19 protein-coding genes, 1 tRNA gene and 1 pseudogene are annotated in these 22250 nt (G+C 36.4%); 14 read left to right on the top strand and 7 right to left on the bottom strand.

The genetic code is table 11. The features are described from left to right. Window positions 1-524: 524 nt before the first annotated feature. The 3 genes and pseudogenes from ACTHRG_RS18100 (at window position 525) to ACTHRG_RS18090 (ending at window position 3198) form a co-directional block, all read left to right on the top strand. Window positions 525-1349: a hypothetical protein gene (locus ACTHRG_RS18100; RefSeq protein ID WP_440231731.1), complete on the top strand. Its 825-nt coding sequence runs from the start codon at window positions 525-527 to the stop codon at window positions 1347-1349. 123 nt (window positions 1350-1472) lie between these two features. After that, a pseudogene (locus tag ACTHRG_RS18095) lies at window positions 1473-2077 on the top strand (recombinase family protein). Window positions 2078-2124: 47 nt separating this feature from the next. After that, on the top strand, window positions 2125-3198 hold the full coding sequence (locus tag ACTHRG_RS18090; RefSeq protein WP_440231730.1) for a hypothetical protein: 1074 nt from the start codon (window positions 2125-2127) through the stop codon (window positions 3196-3198). A gap of 221 nt (window positions 3199-3419) precedes the next feature. Here ACTHRG_RS18090 and ACTHRG_RS18085 read toward each other — a convergent pair whose 3' ends face one another. Beyond that, entirely contained in the window at window positions 3420-3632 is a 213-nt protein-coding gene (locus ACTHRG_RS18085) for a hypothetical protein (protein WP_440231729.1), read from the bottom strand. Between the two features lie 190 nt (window positions 3633-3822). Here ACTHRG_RS18085 and ACTHRG_RS18080 point away from each other — a divergent pair, with 190 nt between their 5' ends. Together ACTHRG_RS18080 and ACTHRG_RS18075 are read left to right on the top strand one after the other, a co-directional pair. Next, window positions 3823-4752, top strand: a complete 930-nt coding sequence (locus ACTHRG_RS18080) for an HNH endonuclease (RefSeq protein WP_440231728.1) — start codon at window positions 3823-3825, stop codon at window positions 4750-4752. A gap of 43 nt (window positions 4753-4795) precedes the next feature. After that, entirely contained in the window at window positions 4796-6007 is a 1212-nt protein-coding gene (locus ACTHRG_RS18075) for an HNH endonuclease (RefSeq protein WP_440231727.1), read from the top strand. A 476-nt stretch (window positions 6008-6483) separates the two neighbouring features. On the opposite strand, the gene ACTHRG_RS18070 is transcribed toward ACTHRG_RS18075, so the two are convergent. After that, window positions 6484-8211, bottom strand: a complete 1728-nt coding sequence (locus ACTHRG_RS18070; RefSeq protein ID WP_440231724.1) for an ATP-dependent nuclease — start codon at window positions 8209-8211, stop codon at window positions 6484-6486. Between the two features lie 605 nt (window positions 8212-8816). On the opposite strand from ACTHRG_RS18070, the gene ACTHRG_RS18065 reads away from it, so the two are divergent. The 3 genes from ACTHRG_RS18065 to ACTHRG_RS18055 all read left to right on the top strand — a co-directional run bounded on the left by ACTHRG_RS18065 (window position 8817) and on the right by ACTHRG_RS18055 (window position 10757). Next, window positions 8817-9686: an HNH endonuclease gene (locus ACTHRG_RS18065; protein WP_440231722.1), complete on the top strand. Its 870-nt coding sequence runs from the start codon at window positions 8817-8819 to the stop codon at window positions 9684-9686. Between the two features lie 300 nt (window positions 9687-9986). Further along, a tRNA-Sec gene (locus ACTHRG_RS18060) sits at window positions 9987-10083 on the top strand. 179 nt (window positions 10084-10262) lie between these two features. Further along, a complete protein-coding gene (locus ACTHRG_RS18055) occupies window positions 10263-10757 on the top strand; it encodes a DUF1456 family protein (protein WP_440231720.1) in 495 nt (164 codons plus the stop codon). Window positions 10758-10974: 217 nt separating this feature from the next. On the opposite strand, the gene ACTHRG_RS18050 is transcribed toward ACTHRG_RS18055, so the two are convergent. Both ACTHRG_RS18050 and ACTHRG_RS18045 read right to left on the bottom strand, forming a co-directional pair. After that, window positions 10975-11304 carry a hypothetical protein gene (locus tag ACTHRG_RS18050; protein ID WP_076255955.1) on the bottom strand — a complete coding sequence of 110 codons (330 nt, stop codon included), beginning with the start codon at window positions 11302-11304 and terminating at the stop codon, window positions 10975-10977. Window positions 11305-11822: 518 nt separating this feature from the next. Continuing rightward, window positions 11823-12791, bottom strand: a complete 969-nt coding sequence (locus ACTHRG_RS18045) for a helix-turn-helix transcriptional regulator (protein ID WP_440231719.1) — start codon at window positions 12789-12791, stop codon at window positions 11823-11825. Between the two features lie 95 nt (window positions 12792-12886). Between ACTHRG_RS18045 and ACTHRG_RS18040 the strand changes: the two genes are divergently transcribed. The 3 genes from ACTHRG_RS18040 (at window position 12887) to ACTHRG_RS18030 (ending at window position 15220) form a co-directional block, all read left to right on the top strand. Next, window positions 12887-13798, top strand: coding sequence for an SDR family oxidoreductase (locus tag ACTHRG_RS18040; RefSeq protein WP_440231718.1), 912 nt, complete (start codon window positions 12887-12889; stop codon window positions 13796-13798). A 232-nt stretch (window positions 13799-14030) separates the two neighbouring features. Further along, on the top strand, window positions 14031-14804 hold the full coding sequence (locus ACTHRG_RS18035) for an ABC transporter substrate-binding protein (RefSeq protein WP_440231717.1): 774 nt from the start codon (window positions 14031-14033) through the stop codon (window positions 14802-14804). Window positions 14805-14860: 56 nt separating this feature from the next. Next, window positions 14861-15220: a hypothetical protein gene (locus ACTHRG_RS18030; protein WP_440231716.1), complete on the top strand. Its 360-nt coding sequence runs from the start codon at window positions 14861-14863 to the stop codon at window positions 15218-15220. A gap of 158 nt (window positions 15221-15378) precedes the next feature. Here ACTHRG_RS18030 and ACTHRG_RS18025 read toward each other — a convergent pair whose 3' ends face one another. Together ACTHRG_RS18025 and ACTHRG_RS18020 are read right to left on the bottom strand one after the other, a co-directional pair. Further along, window positions 15379-15963, bottom strand: a complete 585-nt coding sequence (locus ACTHRG_RS18025; RefSeq protein ID WP_083675268.1) for a DUF6143 family protein — start codon at window positions 15961-15963, stop codon at window positions 15379-15381. Beyond that, window positions 15960-16493: a DUF6143 family protein gene (locus tag ACTHRG_RS18020; RefSeq protein ID WP_076255965.1), complete on the bottom strand. Its 534-nt coding sequence runs from the start codon at window positions 16491-16493 to the stop codon at window positions 15960-15962. The genes ACTHRG_RS18025 and ACTHRG_RS18020 overlap by 4 nt, the downstream gene beginning before the upstream one ends. 278 nt (window positions 16494-16771) lie before the next feature. Between ACTHRG_RS18020 and ACTHRG_RS18015 the strand changes: the two genes are divergently transcribed. Beyond that, on the top strand, window positions 16772-18826 hold the full coding sequence (locus tag ACTHRG_RS18015; protein WP_286147546.1) for a DUF4179 domain-containing protein: 2055 nt from the start codon (window positions 16772-16774) through the stop codon (window positions 18824-18826). 21 nt (window positions 18827-18847) lie between these two features. Here ACTHRG_RS18015 and ACTHRG_RS18010 read toward each other — a convergent pair whose 3' ends face one another. Beyond that, entirely contained in the window at window positions 18848-19543 is a 696-nt protein-coding gene (locus tag ACTHRG_RS18010) for a FadR/GntR family transcriptional regulator (protein ID WP_076255969.1), read from the bottom strand. A 199-nt stretch (window positions 19544-19742) separates the two neighbouring features. Here ACTHRG_RS18010 and ACTHRG_RS18005 point away from each other — a divergent pair, with 199 nt between their 5' ends. Together ACTHRG_RS18005 and ACTHRG_RS18000 are read left to right on the top strand one after the other, a co-directional pair. Further along, the gene (locus ACTHRG_RS18005; RefSeq protein WP_076255971.1) at window positions 19743-21137 is read left to right on the top strand and encodes an FAD-binding oxidoreductase; all 1395 of its coding nucleotides are present in this window, start codon (window positions 19743-19745) and stop codon (window positions 21135-21137) included. 1 nt (window position 21138) lies between these two features. Further along, window positions 21139-22113: a bile acid:sodium symporter family protein gene (locus ACTHRG_RS18000; RefSeq protein WP_076255972.1), complete on the top strand. Its 975-nt coding sequence runs from the start codon at window positions 21139-21141 to the stop codon at window positions 22111-22113. The last annotated feature ends 137 nt before the right edge of the window (window positions 22114-22250 follow it).

Here is a 22250-nt window from a genome sequence, read left to right as displayed (position 1 = left end):
CCTATGGAATATAGAACTAAAGCCGCTTAAATCATTTTTATTATTTCTACTGTCTACTTGACAGGGGGCAGTTCACTCCCGACCAAGGCGCTAGATGATGGGTTTTTCTTTTTCTCTAACTTGAGTCACTGCACTTCTTGAATACATTGTAAGCTACTTGGCAAAATTTTGCAAACGTAGTGTTGGAAAAATTCCTAATAAGTTAAGTAGGTCTACCACTTTTAATGGATAATCAAATAGTTGATTTGTTTTAGCCATCTTTGATTTCTACCTTCATGAGGTAGATAGTTATTTTTAGCATATAAAATGTCTTTAAAGGACCATCCTAAACCGCTTCTTTGTTAACAGTCGAATCTAACTTTGTTCTTCACAAAAACCCGGGAAGGGTGTTTTTTCAATTTTTTTGATTTTTTATAGTAAATTTGTAAGAAAAGGATTATTTTTCTAGTTATCTATAGTATTCTTGTTATATGTGAAAATTATTATACGGTTGGAGAGAATAGTTGTGAAAAAGGATTGATAAGATGGAAGCTGAAATAATAAAAATAATATTTAATGGAATAACAGAAATATTTGGGAATAACCTTTTGGACTTGATAGTGTATCTAGCAATATTAGCATTATTTTTGTGGCTTTATAAACAATTTAGAATTAAATTAATTGAAGACGAAAAATATAGAAGAGAAGAAGAAACCATTATTCTTATGAGATTTTTAGAACTGGAGTTTGAATTAAATAACTTTTACTCTTCAAAATCTAATTTCGACAAAGTAAAAGAGTGCCTTGTAAATGTATATCCTTATTTAACATACGATAATAGTAAAAAGGTAGAAGAGTTTAATCTAAATATGAGTGATGAAACCATTTTAGGGTTTATTAATGATATAAGAAGAGAGAAAAACGGAATAAAATATAACCAGTTTAACGAAATTGCAAATAAAAATGAGAAAAGTATTATGAAAATGTTAGAATACCAATATAGAACAAAGTTCCTCCCATTGTTGCAACCACTTTTATTGTCTTTGTTCTCTATTCTCACTATTTTATTATTTACTATTATATTAATAGGGTATATTGAAAATGACTCTTTTGAGGAAAAATTTTACATAACATTAGTGTTAATCAATTTGATGTCTTTTTTGATACTAATTATTGTAATCATTGACCTGTTCTCGATAAAAAAGATAAAGAAAGAAAGAAGAACTTGGGTATGGTTAGCAGTAGTATTACTATTATCAATTTTGTACTTTACATTTTTTGTTGCAAATCAAATCCTTTCAATATTTTTATTTATATTTTATTTGGTATTTTGCTTCAAAGTATTCAGAACAATTATAAATCATGAGTAACTAATAATAGCAGATTGCTTCTCCAGCAATCTGTTTTTTTGTTTCATTTGAGTACACCTTATTAATACAAACTACCTGAATTAGTATTATAAGGTAAATGGCATCTCAAATACGTGTATCAAAATAGGGTGGGAGAAGTGTGAAAATGGATATGGTCGTGTATCATCTGCTGGTCAAAACTTAACTGTACAAATCAAGCAATTGGAGGAAGCTGGGTGCGACACAATTTTTAAAGAAAAGGTAAGCGGTAGTAGAAAAAAGGATAGGCAACAATTTAATTTGCTCCTTGAGACCCTTCAAGAAGGGGACACCATTGTTGTAACGAAATTGGACAGATTTGCAAGGAGTACAAGGGATGCACTTTCTACTATTGAGTATCTAAATAGTAAAGGAGTTCATTTGGTTGTGCTTAATATGGGCGGAGATAAGATTGATACAGGAACACCTATTGGGAGTTAATGATTACCGTTTTATCTGGAATTGCTGAATTTGAAGCTGATATGATTAAGGAAAGGCAGCAAGAAGGAATCGAAGAAGCAAGACAAAGGGGTGTGTACAAAGGTAGACCCAAAAAGTATACTAAAAATAATAGGTGCTTGCAGTATGCTCTTGAACTATTTTATAACAGAGAGACTAATAAGATGGCTGTCAAAGAAATTGAAGAAATAACTAAGATAAGTAAAGCGACTCTTTATAGGGCGGCAAGGAGCACTGAGACAGACAAATGACAAGTTAGGTAAATCAAATAATTACAATAGTATTGGAGAGAATTAGAGTGTCAGAAAAGGAAAGACCGTTCTTTCTTAATAAGGCAATGTATAATATGCAAATAGCGCCTATCTTCAAAAGAGAGAATTTCAGACCAAAGATTATATTTCAGTATGCACTTTTTTTGCCTTTTCAATTACCTTTTCCACCAAAAGGGTTTATAACCCATATAATAAGTCAATATGAGCGACTTACTTTTTCATTTGAGGACAAAGTAATTGATAATCAAATGTTAATTGGGTCATATAGAGAAGGCAAACCAATTAACCTCCATTCAGCAAAAACCAGAGTAGAAATGAATTATTTCACTTCTAACAAAGTGAAAAATAATTCTATAGATGATAATTATATTAGTGACGTATTCGACAACCTTTTAAGCCATCTAAACAAAATAATTGTTTCATATGTTATTAAAACCAAGGATACAAGTGTTTATAAGGTAACGAGGGAAATGTTACCTCCCAATATACTTTGTAGATATATCAAGAACCTTGATTTTGATATGCCTGAAGATAACATACTGATGCTGCACAATCAAGTACCGTATATAAAGGATACAATATCAATAGATGAATTTCTAGAAATACAACAATACGCAATGTTCATAAAAAACGGTATTAACCCTTTTGTTATTTCCGAAGAATTTATGTTGGGTGCTAAAAGGAGATACATGGAGGGGAACTATAAGGAAGCTGTGATTAATGCTCAAACAAGTTTAGAAACATTTTTAACCACTTTATATAAACACATGTGTTTAGAGGAAGGAAAAACAGAACAGGTAATTGAACAACAATTATCTTTTCCTCAATATAAGGGAGTAACGCAATTTGTTAAGGATAAGTTCAAAAAAAGGTTAGGTGGAAATTGGGATATTAGAGATAGAAGCGGATGGATAGGAAAGTGGCATCTAAAATCAAATAAGCTTAGGAATAAAATTGTACATTCAGGCTATGAACCTAATTATCAAGAAACCAGTGAATCTATACATGCCGCTACGGAGCTACGATTATATATAGTTGATTTATTAAAGAAGAAATCTCAAAAGTATCCAAAATGCAATGAATTTATATATAAAAAATGAATTTAATTAAGTTAGAAAAGGACTTATACTTTGAACTAAAATAAAAGAAAATTAATTCTTACATAGCTTGTATATTATAAATCATGTCATTTACTCATACTTACAAAAGGATTTATAAAGAAGTTAATTTTTGAGTTGAAAATTAAACAGTAAAAACAACATTGCAATTCATAATTAAAATAGATTACAAAACCCTTCTCCATAGAGAAGGGTTATTTCTATTAATGCGTAATCAAATGGTTGAACTGCTTAAACCAGCTCTGATTTCTTCCTATAATCACTTCAAACAATCCTTTGTCCTCAATCTTTATTGCCGATAAGTAACTGCAATTTGCATGCATGATACCTTTGAAAGTACCATCCATAACCACTTCTTGCCCCATTTTTATTTCTTTCATACAGACAGAACAATGTGGTCTAACTTTTTTCTCCATAAATATCCCTCCCCTACATAAAGTTAGATATATAGGCCAAAAGTCCTTTTTAATAATTTGTGAAATATTAAGTTCCTTCTCAACTCATTAAATCCGTAAAAATATATCTGTAAAAAAAGGATTATTTTTCTATATGCCTATAGTATTCTAATTATATGTGAAATTAAGTATAAGTTTGGAGAGGGTAGTAGTGAATTTTTTCCTAGTATTTCAAAATAAAAGTTATCATGAAGAAAAAAGTGGAAAATATCTTTGGGCGCCACAAAAAAACGAGAAAGGACAAACATTTCACCATTGGACAGATATGAAAAAAGTGAAAAAAGGAGATATCATTTTTAATAGTTATGATACAGAGATGCTCTCTGTTTTAGTTGCTAAAGAAGACTGTTTAGAACGGGAGAGACCTTCAGATTTAGATGACTTTAAACTATGGCATAAAGATGGATGGATGATACTTGTAGAGTACATTGACTTAGTGAGACCAATTAAATATAAGGATTATATGAAGGATATACTCAAGTTACAAGGAGAAAAATATGCTCCATTCAATACAATTGGTCGTGGGAATACAGGTTATTTATTTAGAGTATCACCAGAGTTAGCAGAGTATTTGTTTCAGATTTTAGAAGACACGAATGGAATTACTAAAACATCTTTGGTTCAAGCCAATAAACAGAAAGATATAGAAATAATAGAGGATTTGGAAAAAGAGCTTAATTCCACTATTGCGCTAGAACAAACAGAGAAAGAATTAATTGTGAAATCTAGGATTGGACAAACATTCTTTAAAAATGCGCTCTTAAAACAAGGGAATAAGTGTAGGTTATGTGGTGTTACAGATGAACGATTTCTTGTAGCAAGTCATATCAAGCCTTGGAGTCAATCTAATAATCAAGAGCGCTTAGATGTGAATAATGGCTTGCTACTTTGTCCTAATCATGATTCTTTGTTTGATAAGGGATATATTAGCTTTGATGATGATGGAACAATTCTGATTTCTGCTATTTTGGATGAAGATACAAAGATTTTTCTTAATATTAATGAAACTATGAGTGTTGAAGTGAATGAGATACAACAGGACTACATCAAATGGCATCGAGAAAATATATATAAGCCTTAATAATATAGTATACAAGTTAAGATGATAGTAGGGAGGGAACATAGTGAGGTTAGAATTGTTGAAGAAGATAAGTGAAGTGCTTGTTAAATATGCTAAACGACAAAAAGTTATAGAATATGGGCAGTTATGTAAAGAGATTGGTTTAGAAGGTGTTCCACCCATAGTACTAAAAGACCCACTAGGTGAGATTTCAGTTAGATGTATTGAACACGGTTATCCTCCCTTGTCTGCTATCATTATAAATAAGGAAAAGAGGTTACCTGGCGAAGGACTATTTACTAATATTGCTCCAAAAATGGGATATTCCAATTTAACTTATGCTGAATACGAAAGTTTTTATGAGCAACAAAAGAAGAGTGTCTTTGATTTTAAAAGCTGGGAATCATTTCTTTCTTTATTTAGAACGACCAACGGAAGTGGAGAGATTATTTATCCAGATTCTAAACCTCAAAAAAATGTGTCTCAATTGATTTCAAAAACAGGTAAGAAGTTTAATAAGGATGAATTTCAAAAGGAATTTATCAATAAAAGATATAATTATGGAAATGAGACACAATACCATATTATTACTGTGAAAAAATTCTTAGACACTCAACTGCAAGGTCCATTCAGATATCAAATCCTAATCTTGTATAATCATAGGATAATAAAGAAGGTTACTATTAAACATGAAACATCTAAACAACTGCTCACACCTGCAAAGAAACGGGGAATTAAGCTCTTATTGGAACACTCCCCGAAAATAAAATTTGAAGAAATATCGATGGTCCATTATAAGCAAGACAGACCTAAGGGTGACCCATGGGATAAAGAGCCTCTTAAGGATTTTCGTAACCTATTCCAGATGTTAAGTGAAAAATATCTAGAGGATAGTGTTATAAATGATATCGACGCAGAACTTGCACAAGAGAATTCATTTTATAAGGACGGTCAAGCCAAGAATTATTATGGTACTCGATATGAAAGAAATCCAAAAAACCGCTTAGAAGCTATTCGCATACATGGTACTATATGCAAGGTATGTGGATTTAACTTTGAGAAAGTCTATGGAGAGCGGGGGAGAGATTTCATAGAAATTCATCATTTAAAACCTCTTAGTACTATTCAAGAAGAAGTAGTCATAAATCCTGAGTCAGATTTAGTCCCTGTTTGTTCGAATTGCCACAGGATGATTCACAGAGAAAAAGATAATGTGTTAACTATCGAGGAATTAAGACAGCTAATAAAAAATAGTATTGGAGAATATGAAAAGTGAAAAACTTTTATATGATTGGCTTTTCTAATGTGGGTAATACTCCTTTAGACAAGATTGCCCTGATATTGGGTGTCTCAGCTTTCGGAGTGTTGATTGGCGTATTATTAATAGGATAGTTGTTCCAACTAATTGGACTACCTAAAAAGATTATAAGACCCATCGTTAGTTTGACTGGAGCAAGGATTTCTTTAGTAGATTCTAATTGGAGATAAAATGCTTTAGATTTTTATGATACAACTTTAGTTGGTGCATAGTTTTCTATTAATATATAGATTGAACTATGTACTTTAATTGCTTCGGAGAGGTTGATTTAACTCATTGTTAGTATTCACCGCTTCAGATTTATACAACAACTATTAAAACCCTCCTTTTAAGGCGAGACAAAATAGCGAGAGAACCACTAAAATCACTCGCTACTTATAATTCCTCATAATTCTGCTCCAAAAATATACAAGAAATTACTTAAGTTATAAAATTTACAATTCAAATGTTACTTGCTCTACCTTAGAAACTGCCTTAGATTTCCTTTTTAGTATCTTGCGTTCTTGACTTAATAATGGAGTAAACAGATTTTCATAATCCTTGTCTCCTATAATCTCGATAAAAGGGTGTTCTAAAGTCATTTGATTGTCCAAACTAAAGATGTAGTTGAACACCTTCTCTATCTTCTCCCTAGCTTGATTGTAAGATGCTTCAACTAGTTCATGTATTATTCCATGAATGGTCTCTGTTTTTTTATTGTTAGGAATGTCACCTAAGCCGATAGCACGTTCAAGGTTAGGGACTGAACCAAAGATTCTGGTAGAATTCCCTTTTAATGCAAATATGTTATTACAGTTTGTTTGTTGAGCCTTCAGTGTTGTGTGTGTAAATCTCTCGTGATTGTCTATATCATGTAAAATGTAATACCTGATGTTAAACTGGTTAAGAATTTTCATGAGAGAGCAGATCGTTGCTTTGCCTCTTGCTCTAATGACATGGATATTCAAACCACGCTCTTTAATAAAGTGCTTAAATGCAACATATTCCGTATCGCCTTCTACAACAATAATCTTATCAGCAAAGAAGAATTCGTTGACATATGAATCCACATAATTCAAGAGTTTCATGTTCTTTATATCATCTTTATCAAACTGGGAGCTGGATGATTGATACAGTTCAATAGCTTCGGTTTTTCCAATTCTAAATACTTGAATAGTAGTATGGTTCTCAGAAAGGTCAATCAGCACAGGAGAATGGGTAGAGATAATTAATGGCATCCTACTTCCAATTGCATAAAGAGACCTGCTTAAAGCTCTAACAGCTTCTGGGTGTAAGAAGGCTTCTGGCTCATCAATAAGTAGCATTTTTTGCGTGTTCTTTGTTCCCATCAATCCCTGTTCAATCATATTTTGGATGATGTAAATTAAACTCATTCTTTGTATTCCTGTACCTTGTGTAGAGAGTGGCATATCACTATTGTGTATGTTGCCAATTAGTACGCTAGAGCTAGTAGATTTGACTAAATCAGATACTGAAAAGCCATTACTTTCTCCACCTTGAACTGAAAGCTGAAGAGAGTCATTTGAAAATACACTTTGTAAACTTTTTGATACGCTCTGACTAACGGTTGAGAGTGAAAAGTCCGTCTTACTTTTTAATTTTTTTAACAACCTTGGGATTGAGCTTTTTAGTTCTATGTATTCTCTTTTAATTGCTTTAAGTTCTTCCTCATCAAACTCTTCCATTTCCAACTTGTTTAATTCTGCTGTAATTATCTGTGAGTAAATCTCTTGTACTTGCTTGTCTATTTCTTCAGTAGTCATATAGGGTGTGATGTAATAAGGGCTATTTGCCAAAATTTCGTCTAATGTTTCTTTCAACGCATGAGTTCGTTTTATTTCAATGCCTTGTGTATCATAATATCTTCCATTATCATTAGAATACTTTTTCACAATGGTAACTGTTTCACCAGTTTCGTCGTCCATAACAAACTCAGCTTCTAATTCAATTGTTTTGTTCTCGTCTTGGTTGGAGTAGCATTCAACTGGTATCTTTCCTTTTGCAGTAGTAGGAAGGTAAAACTGGTTTATTGCTTCTAGAAATGTTGACTTACCAGTATTGTTTCTCCCTGTCAAAATAACAATGTCCTCACTGGAAAAATCAATGCTGAACTTTGTATTAAATACTTTGTAGTTTAAAACACTGAACTTTTTCAGTCGCAACCGAAACACCCCTCAATATTTAAATGTATCTAAAACACTCATCCTAATTATAGCAAAAATAACATACCCATATTTTTCTATATTTATATTTTTTAACCATATTTAATCTGGGAGATACTGCTTAGGAGGAACGTTAGTACCTTTATCCACACGATGCAGAGTCTCTTATAACTTCTACTGGAACAAATGTATGGTAAAGTAGGATAAGGTTAAGTGGACATCTTAAATAATTTCGAAAAGAAACTTACCCTATAAAAGCTAAGAAACAACTCTTTCCCATACTGCTATAGCAACAAATGATTATTTTATAAGGAAATGTATATATACCTTGCAAATCGTTTTATGAATCGAGTTGAAAAGAAATTCTTCCAATTTCATAATGTAAATGTTGATAATGATTTTTGGGTATTATCAGAATTAATTCAGTGGTTTTTAAGAAGCATGATTAAAAAAGGGACTCCATTGTTCTGTTGTTCTTGATTACAATTAGATTGTCTTTATTTGAAACAAAAAATGTAAGGCAAAAGTGAAAATTACTTGAAAGTTTTTCATATAAACTATGAGATTGTTATAATGGATAATGGTGGAAGATTAGAGGGAGAACTGTGAATATTAAAATGGATTTGTCCGAAATACTCTTGTGGCTAGATTTGATTAAAAAACACAGGCAAACAATTTTGATAAGTGAACTCAAAATGATGTTATATAATTTAGAAAACTATGACCAGGTAAAGCAATTCATAAATAAATTAGATGAGCTTGAATTTAACCCGCCTTTTAAATTTTTTGTTTATTCTCTGATACACTTTATTGAAGATTATGATGAATGTGTAAAAATAAAAAATAAGGTTTTCCAATTAACGAAAAGAAAATACAGCATTTTATTTATACATCAAATATTATTATGTAAAACACAAGAGCAAGCTCTAAATATAATGAATGAAGCTAAAAGATATGATATAGAGATTGGAGAGGTTTGGGCTACCCGATATGATTCAATGTGGCGGATAAAAAATGATCAGGAAGCATGGAAGGAAAACTTGCAATTTACCAAAGACTATAATGATTTTTCTGCTATATACGAAAAGTTTAGTAAGATGAAACTAGAATATTTTAAAGGTATTCCTTTAAAACAATTAAAACAAGACTTATTGGAGCAACAATCAAAAGCTAAAGTTAATCGTGGGGGTATTCAAACCTCTATATATAATCGAAACGTATTTATTAAAGAATTTGCTAGAAAAGTAGCAAATGGGATTTGTCAGTTATGTGAAAATAAAGCTCCATTTTTAGATAAACATGGGCAACCTTTTTTAGAAGTACACCACATTCATTACTTGTCTAAAGGTGGGAACGACAGCATTGATAATGTAATCGCCTTATGTCCAAACTGTCATAGGAAAATACATCAATTGGAATTAGAAGAGGATGCTAAGAAAGTAAAAGAAAAAGCATTAGCAAATTTAATAGTATAGAGTTTAATAGTTCTTTTTTGAAAAGAGAGAAAGATACTTGAACGTATGTTCCAGCGATTATTACAGCATTCTAAGCTTTAATAGCAGATATCTAGGCTTTCAAGTTCCTTCTATTCTCTCTATAATTGGTAAATTAAGGATTGGTTTTACACTTTTAATTAGAATATCTTATCAAAAAAGTGTTTTGATGTTTGAAATATATAGATAAATGTCCACATTTTTGATAAAATTTAATTAAGAATGCTATAGGCTAAACCGTTGGTGGGTTTGGTAAAAGACCGTTTTAACCCCTTGATTTACGGGGCTGATTGGGGTGCTGGTGCCCTCCACGGTCTTCAAAACCGCTTGTGACCTGCGTGCCAGGTTAGCTGGGTTCGATTCCCAGGCGGTCCCGCCAACTATACATATAATTTCCGCATAGTGGGATGCTGTGCGGCTTTTTTGTGCCATTCATAAATTCTCTTTAGGCAATCTGAAGATAATTGTTTCTGTTTTCTATGTATTATGAGGCTATAGTGATGATAGACTGAAGATAGTTAAGCAGCAAGAGCATCAAATTAGGAGGAAAATAAAATCATGGACAATAATGATATATTAATTCGTTTGAGATATGCGTTAGAAATCAAAAATAGTGAAATGGCTGAGATCTTTAAACTTGGAGGAACTGAAGTGTCCGTACCAGAGGTGGTAAGGATCCTCAAAAAGTCTGATGATGAAGAAGAAAATGACAGCCAAATAAAATTGACAAATAGTATGTTAAATTCTTTTTTAAATGGCTTTATTATCTATAAAAGAGGTAGACAGGAGCCAAAACCAGGTCAAACAAATACGCCAGAACCGACCTTAGAAAATTATTCAAACATAAACAATATCCTTTTAAAGAAAATCAAAATCGCCTTGTCCTTAACGACAGAGGACATGATAGATGTATTCAAAAAAGCTGGATTAAACGTATCAAAAGGAGAGCTCGGAGCTTTTTTAAGAAAAGAAGGGCATAAAAATTATAAAGTTTGCCTAGACAATTTTGCCAGAAACTTCTTAAAAGGACTAACGATCAAGTATAGGGGATGAGGAAAGAAAGGATTTAAAGTACTTAGATGTACCCTTGTCCATTAACAAAACCGAGCCAGAGATAAGAATACGGCCCGGTTTTGTTAATGAGAGCCAGTGTAAGAAAATGGTGCTAGTCATCTAGAGAAATCATCATTACGTTAAAGACTGAGGATGCATTGTGGATGATCGGAAGAATGGGCTTAGAGGAAAGTCTTTTATTACATTTTATAAAACACTAGCCAAAATACACTTCAACACTTTTTTCTTTCTGTGCTGTTGCCAAACAGTTCTGGATAAAATTCAGAATTTGCTTTTGATCCCAAGATGTACAATCACTTTCTTTAAGTGAAGCACTAGTATTAAGTAGTTTGTTATATTCTTTCAAAGCCTTTTCAAATTGTTGTAACGAGAAAATCGAACTTTTACCAGATCCGCTAACACCAGCATAGAACTGATATGCATCAAGTAAACCGTATAGCAGTACCGCATTGCGATTCCCCATGCTAAAACGGGCATAAGCTATTTCTTCCCTTGCTTTATTCCAGCCATATATATCATGACCCATTTAATATTCCTCCTTCAATTTTAAATTTGTTTTTTTTTAGTCGTGCTGCAGGTAGTTTACATGGCATACCACTCCTTTCACAAATATATATTTATAGAAAATTATCATTGAGATAGTAGAAGAGAAAGTTAGAAATGATTTTGATTCAGGGATTTAAGGTTACTATTTAATAGTGAGATTTTGAATGGAGTTTAAGAAGATTCGAGAAGCGATTTTTCGATTAGTTCGCCTTCAAGGAAAATAATACCACATTTCGCATCATTTAATTTTTGCATTTTAAAAACTTATCAACAATTATGTGAACACTTTCCTAAGTATTTAAAGCAATATTCATAAGTGTAATTAGCTTTCTTTGCTGGAGTAATAGTGCTGAACCCTTCTGAGTTAATTCGTTAAGTTCTGAGAGGTAATGCACTTTTTTAATAAACCGAGCCCCAGAAATAAATGAGGCTGGTTTTGGAATAATGGGACCCAGTCTGCGGGAAATGCGCTGGTCATCCGGAGAAAATTTTTTCCTGCTATTCCCCATTTTCCTTATACAAATCAACAACACCCTCAGCCATCTCCCTCACACTTTTCCTAAGGAAAACAGGATGTACAATCTTAATCTGATTCCCAAACCCAAGAATATACTCTCGTGCCTCTTTTTCGGTATCAAAGCTAAGGCTTGCAGGAATCCATCCATTTTCTTTAGGCGAATCCGTGTGAAGTACCTGAACAAATCGCCCGGTAAAATTAATCCGCTGAAGAATGGCTGGAGAAATCTCCACTTCTACCTCAAATTTAGGCAGGCTGCTAATGAATGTCTGCTTAGATTCCTGCCAATAGTCTGCGAGATCAAAGTCATTCGGCCTGCTGAAGTTCTCATTAATCACCACGGCATCAATTATTCTAGAAACTCGGTAGGTTTTTATCTTTGCATCAGAAGCAGCTACTAGATACCAAGTGTTCCCTTTGGCAACCAGTCCTAACGGCTCAACTATTCTTTCGCTTGTTTGTTTATCTGCTTTTTCGTATTGAATCTGAAGTTTTTTCTCCTCCCATACCGCCTGCTGGACGATTCCAAAAGACTTCAATTCCCGTGGTGTTTCCCTCCACGTGCTGGTATCGATATGAATACGGTTGGAAATGTCCTTCACACCTTCTTTTAGTGGAGCAGGAATAGCGGCCAGAAGTTTCTGTCGTGCTTCTTTCCAATCATTGCTGATGCCAAGGTCTGCAAGGTGCTGGGAGGAGGGGGAGAGAAGCAGTGTTTTGATTTCAGCAGCTTTTAACCCGGTAAGATTTGTTCTGTAATTCTCAAGCAGTTTCCAGCCGCCGAATTTTCCTCGTTCAGCCAGGACAGGGATGCCAGCGGCGCTTAAGGCTTCCATATCCCGGTGTATGGTCCGCTCCGTTACCTCTAACTCTTTTGCCAATTCCCTCGAGGTCATTCTTTCGTTATTTTGAAGCAATAATACGATCGCAATGAGTCTGTCTGCGCGCAATCTGTTCACTCCTGATAAAAAAGTTTTAAATATGACATTAGATGTCCACATTAATGATTATAGTATACATATAACACAAAAGGGGGCAGATCGGAATGACATCATTAAAAGGTAAGGTAGCGCTGGTAGCCGGCGGAACACGGGGAGCTGGCCGTGGCATCGCTATGGAACTCGGTGCAGCAGGTGCCACGGTATATGTTACAGGCCGTACAACACGAGAACAGACGTCGGAATATGGACGCAAAGAAACCATCGAAGAAACGGCTGAATTGGTCAATGAGCTGGGCGGAACTGGAATAGCTGTTCAAGTGGATCATCTTATACCGAATCAGGTGCAGTCATTGATTGAAAAGATTGAGAGAGAACAGGGCAGGCTGGATATCCTCGTTAATGATATATGGGGAGGCGAAAATTTGATTGAATGGGACATTCCTGTCTGGGAGCATTCCATGGAGAAGGGAATGAGAATGCTTCGTCTGGCGATTGATACTCATATTATCACAAGTCATTATGCCCTTCCGCTTTTAATCAAAAACAAAGGGGGATTAGTAGTCGAAGTATCAGACGGAACAGAAGAGTATAATCAAGATCGCTACCGGGTGTCTCTGTATTATGACTTGGCCAAAAGCTCTGTCATCCGTATGGCCAAAGCATTGGCCCACGAACTTTCACCTTATGATTGCACCGCGGTTGCAGTTTCACCCGGATGGATGCGTTCAGAAATTATGCTCGAGGTGTTTGGGGTCACAGAGGAGAATTGGAAGGATGCCGCTGAAAATGAGCCGCATTTCGTGATCTCTGAAACACCAAGGTATATAGGACGGGCAATTAGTGCTGTTGCAAAAGATCCTGATAAAAAACGGTTGAACGGCAAATCCTTTTCAAGCGGGGAGCTGGCTAAAATGTATGATTTTTATGATTTGGATGGTTCTCAGCCGGAGGCTTTCAGATATTTGGTTGAGGTCCAGGAGGCGGGGAAGCCTGCCAATGCTGAAGGATATAGATAGCTTTTCAGTGGAAAAACTCCTTTGCAGAGGACTTAACTTTTTAAGTCTAAGTACTTCTGCAACAGGAGTTTTTTTACTAAATGTATGATTCATAGGTGAGCATTAAACGTTCTACTCCTGATTATAATCGGTTTTTAAGAAAAGAGGTTGTTGTAAACCATCTTTTATTTATTGAATATAAGTAAATAGTGACTTTATCTTTTAAAGGTTAAAGCTAGGGAGGAAGAATTATATGGGAGAGGGAAGAGAGCTGAAAATTGGAGCCGTTTATCCATTTACAGGTTCTTTGGCTGCTGTTGGGAAAGATATTCGCCAAGCCATTGATTTGGCTGTTGAGATAGTAAATAATCGATACGATTTGCCGTTACCGTTAGCTCGTACTAATGGCCTTCCCTTATTAGAGAATCGGAAAATTAAGATGATTTATGGAGATTCTCAGGGGATTCCGGCAATTGGTCGAGAAGAAGCTGAACGATTAATTGTAAAAGAAAAAGTTGCAGCACTGATTGGTTCTTATCAAAGTAGTGTAACTTTACAAGCTTCTGCTATCGCTGAAGCGGAAAAAGTTCCTTTTTTAGCCCCGGAAGCATCTGCACCATCGCTTACAGAGAGGGATTATCAGTATTTCTTTAGAACAGCACCAAATGACCATCTATACACTAATCTTTTCTTTGAACTATTTCAATTTCTAAGAAACAGAGGCAGAGATATTAAAAATTTTGCTATTTTGACTGAGGATTCTATTTTTGGGTTAGAGGCAGCTGCAATTGAAAAAAGTATGATTCGAAAGTTCTCAGGCGAGCTTGTAGAATTTGAAATGTATACCCCGCCTGTTTCGTCACTATTGGATGAGCTCGATAGGATTCGAAAGAGTAAGGCACAAGTTGTTTTTGGCCACCAATTTCTATCTGATGCAACACAAGTAGTTCAAGACCTTAATACGTTAAATTGGTTTCCTGAAGGGCTAGTTGTCCAAAATGCAGGTTACACATACCTGAATTTCTAAAAACGACAGGAAAAGATGGTAAATACATTATTAGTCGTGTTGCCTGGGCACTGGGTTTGGGAAGAGTCAAACCAATCGTAACGGAAGTCAATAACCTATACCGTTCTAAATATAATGAAGATATGAATGAAACCAATGCACGGAGCTTTACAGGATTTTTTGTTCTGGCTGATGCAATTAATCGGGCTGGAAGTATTAATAAAGATGAAATAAAAAGAGCTCTTCTTGGTACCAACATTCCAGGAAAACGTTTAATAATGCCTTGGAAAGGCGTTCGCTTTGATTCAAACGGGCAAAACATATTAGCTGATGCATTACTGGCTCAAATTATCAATCAGGAATATAAAATAATATGGCCATTATCTGTTGCTGAATCAAGGGTTGTATGGCCAGCACCAGCATGGAATGAGAAGTAGCATAGATATTTTACCTGCAAATTATGACATAAGAAGGCGGTTTTTTAATTCGCAAAAAGCCGCCTCGTTAGTATGAAGTTATTGTTATACATATCCTGCAATCCTTTTAATTAACCAGATTAAATGAAATTTAATATTTCTGTGATCTGAAATTTTGATTATGCTTTTTCTTCCCACCAGCCAAAGGCGACTCTTGCATTTACCTGCCTTTTTCCCGGTGACAAAAAGAATAAGGAAAAGGAACCTCCTGGAGGTATGATAAACATACCTTGAAAATCATGTTTAGTAAGGGTGACTATGGGTTCAACCCTTCTTACAAAGGCGTAAGTACCGCCTCTGGGTTTACCTGATACGAAGCTGGCATTTTTTATTTCAGTCTTGGACCTTGGCGGCGGAGTAATGGCTTGATTTCCGGCTGCAAGATACGGTGATGTTTTTCCGCCAGCAGGAAGTATACCGCTTAGCCAAGCTTCAGCTGTTAATGGTTCATTGGAATAGTTAGAAATGGTATAGGCATTCAAAAATATATTTACTTTGGAGTCCGCCGGGTTGACTAGTCCTCCCCATCCATGATATCCGCCTCCTAAGGATATGATATCAGTTTGACCCAAAAAGTACTCACCAAGATAGGAATGATATACATTTTCCGGCAATACAGTGACCTCTTTGGGATGTTTTTCCTTATCCTTTAAATCAAGGCTCATATTTGCCGTTTCATATTCATGCATTGACCGACGATTCATTTATTTTCCTCCCACCAGGTCAAAACGATTGTCCCTGCGATGTATTGATATCCCGGTGGTCTTAGAAGTATTGAGAAGGAGCCTCCGGGGCCAATAATTATGGAGCCGTTGTGTGAATCACTTACAAGGGTGGAATTTTGAGTAACAATTCTATCAAAAATATTCACACCTTTAGTCATGGGTTCAGTGGAATAACCAGCATTCTTCATTATCGCCTTTGGTGTTGGCGGTGGTGAAACAGCCTGATTTGTTGGAGTTACATTGAAGGAGTCAACTGCATTTTTAGGCGGATCGGCATTTAACCATATTTCACTGATGAAATTTTGAGCTGAAAAGTTTGTAATGGTAAAAAGATCGATATATAGATTGACTCCAGAATTAATGGGGTTTACAATGCCGCCCCAGGCGTAATATCCTCCTCCAAAATTCAATAATTCTGTTTTTCCTATAAAATATCTGCCAAGCTTGGAATTCAAGCTTGGACTCGGAATATTTACCACTTGAATTGGCTGTTTATTTTCTTTGTGCATATCATTGCTCCTAACTGTACGTTTTCAGTTTATATAATATGAAACAGTATAGGCAGTTGTTCATTTTCACGTTTTGGATGGTTCTCAGCCTGAAGCTTTCAGATATTTGGTCGAGGGTTCAGGAGGAGGTAAAGCCTTCCAATGCTGAGGGATATAGATAGTTTTTTAATTTGGCAAAGGGAATATGACTTTCTTATCCAAATTTTGGTGAACAAACTTACTTTAGTCGTTATAATAAAACCAGGTATATAAATAATAAGGCATAGATAAAGGGGAGAATGATCTTGATCATTCCAGAAAAAAATAATCCCATATTACCAGTGAAGATAAGTGTAAAAGAAATAAAATCCATCGTTAGCTGGTTTGAACACCATCAGCGATCCTTTTATGCACTCGGCTGGTCTTATCTTGGGAACCAAGACAAGATAGAGGAGCTTTTTTATCGGGCCATTTTACAGGTGCATAAGGAGCTGCCAAAATTTAAAAACAGCACATCTTTTGAGATGTGGGTTCTATCTATTTTTATCCAAGTCTGCCGGGATATTCCTATTGATAATAGTTTAAAAGCTTCAGAGGAAAGCATTTGTCATGCACTGCAGCAGTTAAAAGAGCAGGAAAGAGAAGTGCTGGTCTTAACCTATATAAAAGGAATCTCCAGAGAGGAAACTGCACAGCTTCTCCAATTGTCATCTGAACAGATAAAGGAGTTTTTATTTTCAGGCTTCCAATTACTCAGAAAAGGATTGGGAAATGGAGAGGACTATCAGGGCTGCAATGAATACCAAAAGCTTTACATGGATTACCTGGAAAGAAAACTGGAACGGCCGCGGAAAATCGATTTTGAAATGCATATCTATCATTGTCATAACTGCCAGGATGATCTGGGATCTCTGCAGGAAACCATATTGAACTTCTCTGAAACCATTGAGACATTCAGCGTACCTGCAGGTTTCATAGAAAACGTAAAAGAACGAGTCTCACAAAGGGAAAATCTCCTTAAACAAAAAAAGACTAAGCGTAAAAGAATTGGACTTATTTCAGCAAATGTCCTCGTCTTATTCATGTGCACAGGTTTTTTTACCGGGATTTTTTCGAAAGTCTATTACTCATTGACAGAAGAAAATCAGGAGCTGCGCATTTTTCTCCAGGAGGATTTAGGTGAAAGGCTCGGGCTGGAAGCTGAAAGCAATGGTGTTAAAATAAAGATTAAGAGTGTAATTGCTGATGAGATTCAAACTCTTATTTTTTATGAAATAGAAGATACCAATGAGAACAATCAATATATGATTAACATTGATGATGGCATTTTTATTGAGGACGAAATGAAAATAATGGCGGCAAATACCTATCCTATGTATATACCGCCAGATATGGAGTCAGATCTTAATAAAAAGGAAAAGAACAATTATCATGGGAAAATGAGTCTGAGGCCGCTGAAAGAAAATGAAGCCACCATTCAGCTCAATATTAATAAGGTTATGAAATTAAAACGAAACTCATCAGATTCATTTGTGAATATGGAGCCGGAGGAAGGAAAGTGGAACTTCGACATTCCTGTTACAAAAAATCCCTCTGTCGAGTATGCATTGAATGAAGAAGTTGAAATTGAGGGCATAGCAGTCTTGATTGATAAACTAATCCTTGCTCCAACAGGAACACTCCTGCAATACGGACTCAAAACTGAACAGCCGGAGAAGCGGATCGACATGATCAATTTTAAAAGTTTGAAAATTAACAATAAAGTAGCTGAAGCTGATTTATACGGGAACTCATACGTACATTCACAGAATGATTTAAGATGGAGCAAGTTTCAGGCGCATTTTAAACCTCTATTTGAAAAAGAAGCCGATAAAGTCAAAGTTCGATTCGATAGTGTTTATTTGTCAATTACAGACAATAAAACAATTGCCCTTGATGCTTCCAGGGAATATCCTCAGACCTTTGAATATGCGGGAAGTACCATTTCCATTGATAAGGTTGAAGTTGGTCAGCCTAGCATAGTGGTTATAAGTAATCATGAAATTAAGAATCGAGCGTATGAATCACTTAATTTTAATATTGTGACTGAGGAAGAAAATAGTTCCATGGAAGGGGATTATAAAGGAGTCATCGTTGATAAAAATGGAAAAGAATACGATATGAATAAAACACCTTTCATTTACGAAGAGCTTGAACAGCCGCGTCATTTCTTTACAGTTCAGAGCTTTAAGATACAAGGGAATAACGTGGTTCCGAAGAGTCTGGATATCTACGGATATAATACAACAAAATATTTAGATGATGAAGTAGAGCTGGATACTAAGCCGCTCGAAAAAGAAGAAGCAGATACCTGAAGGGTGCCTGCTTCTTCTTAACTAAATCATTGACTCCACCAGTTCCGCCCTAATTTTCGTAATATGCCCCTCCATCAATTCCTTTGCTTTATCCCCATTTCCAGAAGCAATAGCGAGATAAATTTCCTTATGCTCCTCGATGGTATCCTCGTAACGTGACAGATCCTTAAACCGATGATTCTGAGTAGCTCTAATGGTTTCTTCCATATGTCCTTTGAGGGTATGGATCAATTCAATGAAAATTGAGTTATGGGTGGCCACGGCAATTCCGACGTGAAAGTCCAGATCTGCTTTTAACCCTAACTCGGGGTCTTGTATGGACAGCGCCATATTATGTAAAGCAATACGCAGCTTTTCCAGGTCTGCCGGGGTGGCTCTTTTGGCTGCAAGGAAGGAGGATTCAGCTTCCAGTGCACGCCTCAGTTCAAGCATTTCATATACCAGCGGGTTTTCTGCTTTGACAGCTGTGATGATCACTTCTTTGCTTGATTGGATATCAGAGACTTTAACGTAGCTTCCGCCTCCCTGGCGGATATCGATGAGCCCGTTCAGTTCCAGGGTTCTGAGGGCTTCTCTGATGGTTGTCCGGCTGACATGGAATTGAACTGCCAATTCTCTTTCTGAAGGCAGCCGTTCACCTGGTTTAAGATTTCCTCCCAAATAGCATTCTATCAATTTATCTGCTAAAACCAGATAGGTCTTTTTTTTCTCTGTCATTCCCCGTACCCTCTTTTCAAAATAGGCCTCTCTTACTTTCCTAAATGTAACAGACCTAAAATCTATTAATCAATACTATAAAAATAATAAAATAAATAATTGAATTTTTCTGATAAATTTGTATAATTAATTTAACTTGTTGGACCAATTATAACATTGGTTTGACCAAATTCCCCGTATAAGAAAGAAGGAGTATAGGATGGAAACAGCGAGTATGAGCCTCCTGCAGGCTTTAAGAGAGTTTCTTACTGAGCAGCAGGTGACAGAAAATCAGACAGTAAGAGAATTGCATGGCAGGGATGAATCATACCATATGGAGAGTCTTCCTGATCTGGTTGTTTTTCCGGAAACGGCCCAGCAGGTCAGTGAAATTGTGAAGCAGGCAAACAAATATAAAGTTCCAATTGTTCCTTTTGGACTGGGATCCAGTCTTGAAGGGCATGTGATACCGTACGAACATGGAATTACGATTGATTTTTCACTTATGAATAAAGTTCTGGAAGTACGTGAGAATGACTTTCTTGTTAGGGTACAGCCTGGCGTGACTCGTACACAGCTCAACAAGGAATTGAAAAAATATGGACTATTTTTCACTGTGGATCCTGGGGCAGATGCTACCCTTGGCGGAATGGCGGCAACGAATGCCAGCGGAACTACTTCTGTGAAATATGGAGTCATGCGTGATCAGGTGCGTGATCTGGAAGTGGTACTTGCTGATGGGTCGATCATACATACAGGTAATTTAGCTGCTAAATCCTCATCCGGATACCATTTGAATGGTTTATTCGTTGGCTCTGAGGGGACGCTTGGCTGCTTTACGGAACTGACATTAAGAGTTTATGGAATTCCGGAGCATGTGATGGCAGCAAGAGCTTCTTTTCCATCATTGAACGATGCGGTTGAAGCGGTTGTTTCCATATTACAAGCAGGTGTTCCGATTGCGAGGGTGGAGCTTATCGATGAACCTTCCATGAAACAGGTGAACCTGTTCAGTGAAACAAGCTATAATGAAAGCTCAACGCTCTTTTTGGAGTTTCACGGCAATGAAGCCGGCTTAAAGCAGGATGTCGCTTTTACAAAAGAGATTGTTGAAGACCATCATTGTCTCGATATTGAATTTGAAACCGATAATGCAGCAAGAAATCGCTTGTGGGAGGCCAGGCATAACCTTGCTTATGCCTATATCCATGGCCATCCCGGAAAGAAAATGATGGTGACGGATGTTTGTTTGCCGATTTCAGAACTTTCTGGCGCTATCAGCCATGCGAGGGAAGCGGTCGATACATTGGGACTTCCTGGAGGAATCGTCGGACATGTGGGGGACGGAAATTACCATACCCTCCTGATGATTGATATGAGTAATCCCCAAGAGGTGGCAAAAGCAGAAAAGTTCAATGAACAAATTGTTCTCTATGCTCTCGAACGGGGCGGTACCTGTACGGGTGAGCATGGTGTAGGGGTAGGCAAGCAGAAGTATCAGCAAGAAGAACATGGTCAGGCGCTTCAGGTTATGGAAAAAATCAAACGTGCCCTCGATCCAGATAATCTTTTCAACCCAAATAAAATCTTAAAGACAAAAGAAGGAGCACGATGATATGAAGGTATTAGAAGCGGTCAGTACCATTGCAGGAAAATATTTTGCGGTGTGGGTTATCTTAACATCGGTTATTGCCTTTATGTTTCCAGACCCATTTTTAGGATTGGGAGGCTATATCACCATCCTTCTCGGCGTCGTCATGTTTGGAATGGGACTTACACTGAAGGCAGTCGATTTTAAAATCATCTTTACGAAACCTCTGCCTGTGTTAATCGGTGTTTGTGCTCAGTTCATTATCATGCCGCTTGTCGCTTTCGTCATTGCGAAACTTTTGAATTTGCCGGCAGAATTGGCAGCGGGACTTGTTTTGCTCGGATGTGTACCAGGGGGAACGGCCTCTAACGTTATGGTGTATCTGGCAAAGGGAAATGTACCATTGTCCATCGCCATGACTTCCGTTTCAACTTTACTGGCGCCAATCATGACACCGCTGCTTCTCCTGCTGCTTGCGGGACAGTGGATGCCGGTTGATGCTGTTGCCATGTTTATGTCTATTGTCCAGGTCATCATTGTGCCGATTGTTCTCGGATTAGCCATCAAGAAATTCTTCCCCGCAGCCGTGGAAAAAAGTTTAACTGTTTTACCGCTTATTTCGGTAGCGGCGATTATCACGATTGTGGCTGCAGTCGTTTCAGGCAATTCGGCAACCATTGCCGCATCAGGTCTACTGATTTTTACAGCTGTCATGCTCCACAATGGATTCGGACTCCTCCTTGGTTACTTTGCAGGAAAAGTGCTTGGTCAGGATGAAGTAAACCGGAGAGCGATTGCCATTGAAGTTGGCATGCAGAACTCAGGTCTGGGCGTTGCACTTGCGACTGCACACTTTGGTCCGCTGGCAGCACTGCCAAGCGTTCTGGCTGCTGCCTGGCATAACATTTCAGGGCCGATTCTGGCAACTTATTGGTCGAAGAAACCTGCTGTTCAACGTAAAGAGGATAAGTCAGTCCGTCCTATTGAAGTGAAGTTGTAAATAAGGATATAGGTGATTTTCCTTCAGTGTATCCGATCATGACAGAGGGGGAAAAGCACCTTTTTCTTTCATACATAAAATCATCTCGCTTTTTCAGCTGCTCAATTAAATGGGCAGCTTATTTTTGCATTTAAATG

Source organism: Cytobacillus sp. SAFR-174 (assembly GCF_051964675.1).
Taxonomy (GTDB): Bacteria; Bacillota; Bacilli; order Bacillales; family Cytobacillaceae; genus Cytobacillus.
Note: the sequence above shows the minus strand (reverse complement) of the source record. Positions and strands in the feature narration are given on the sequence as shown.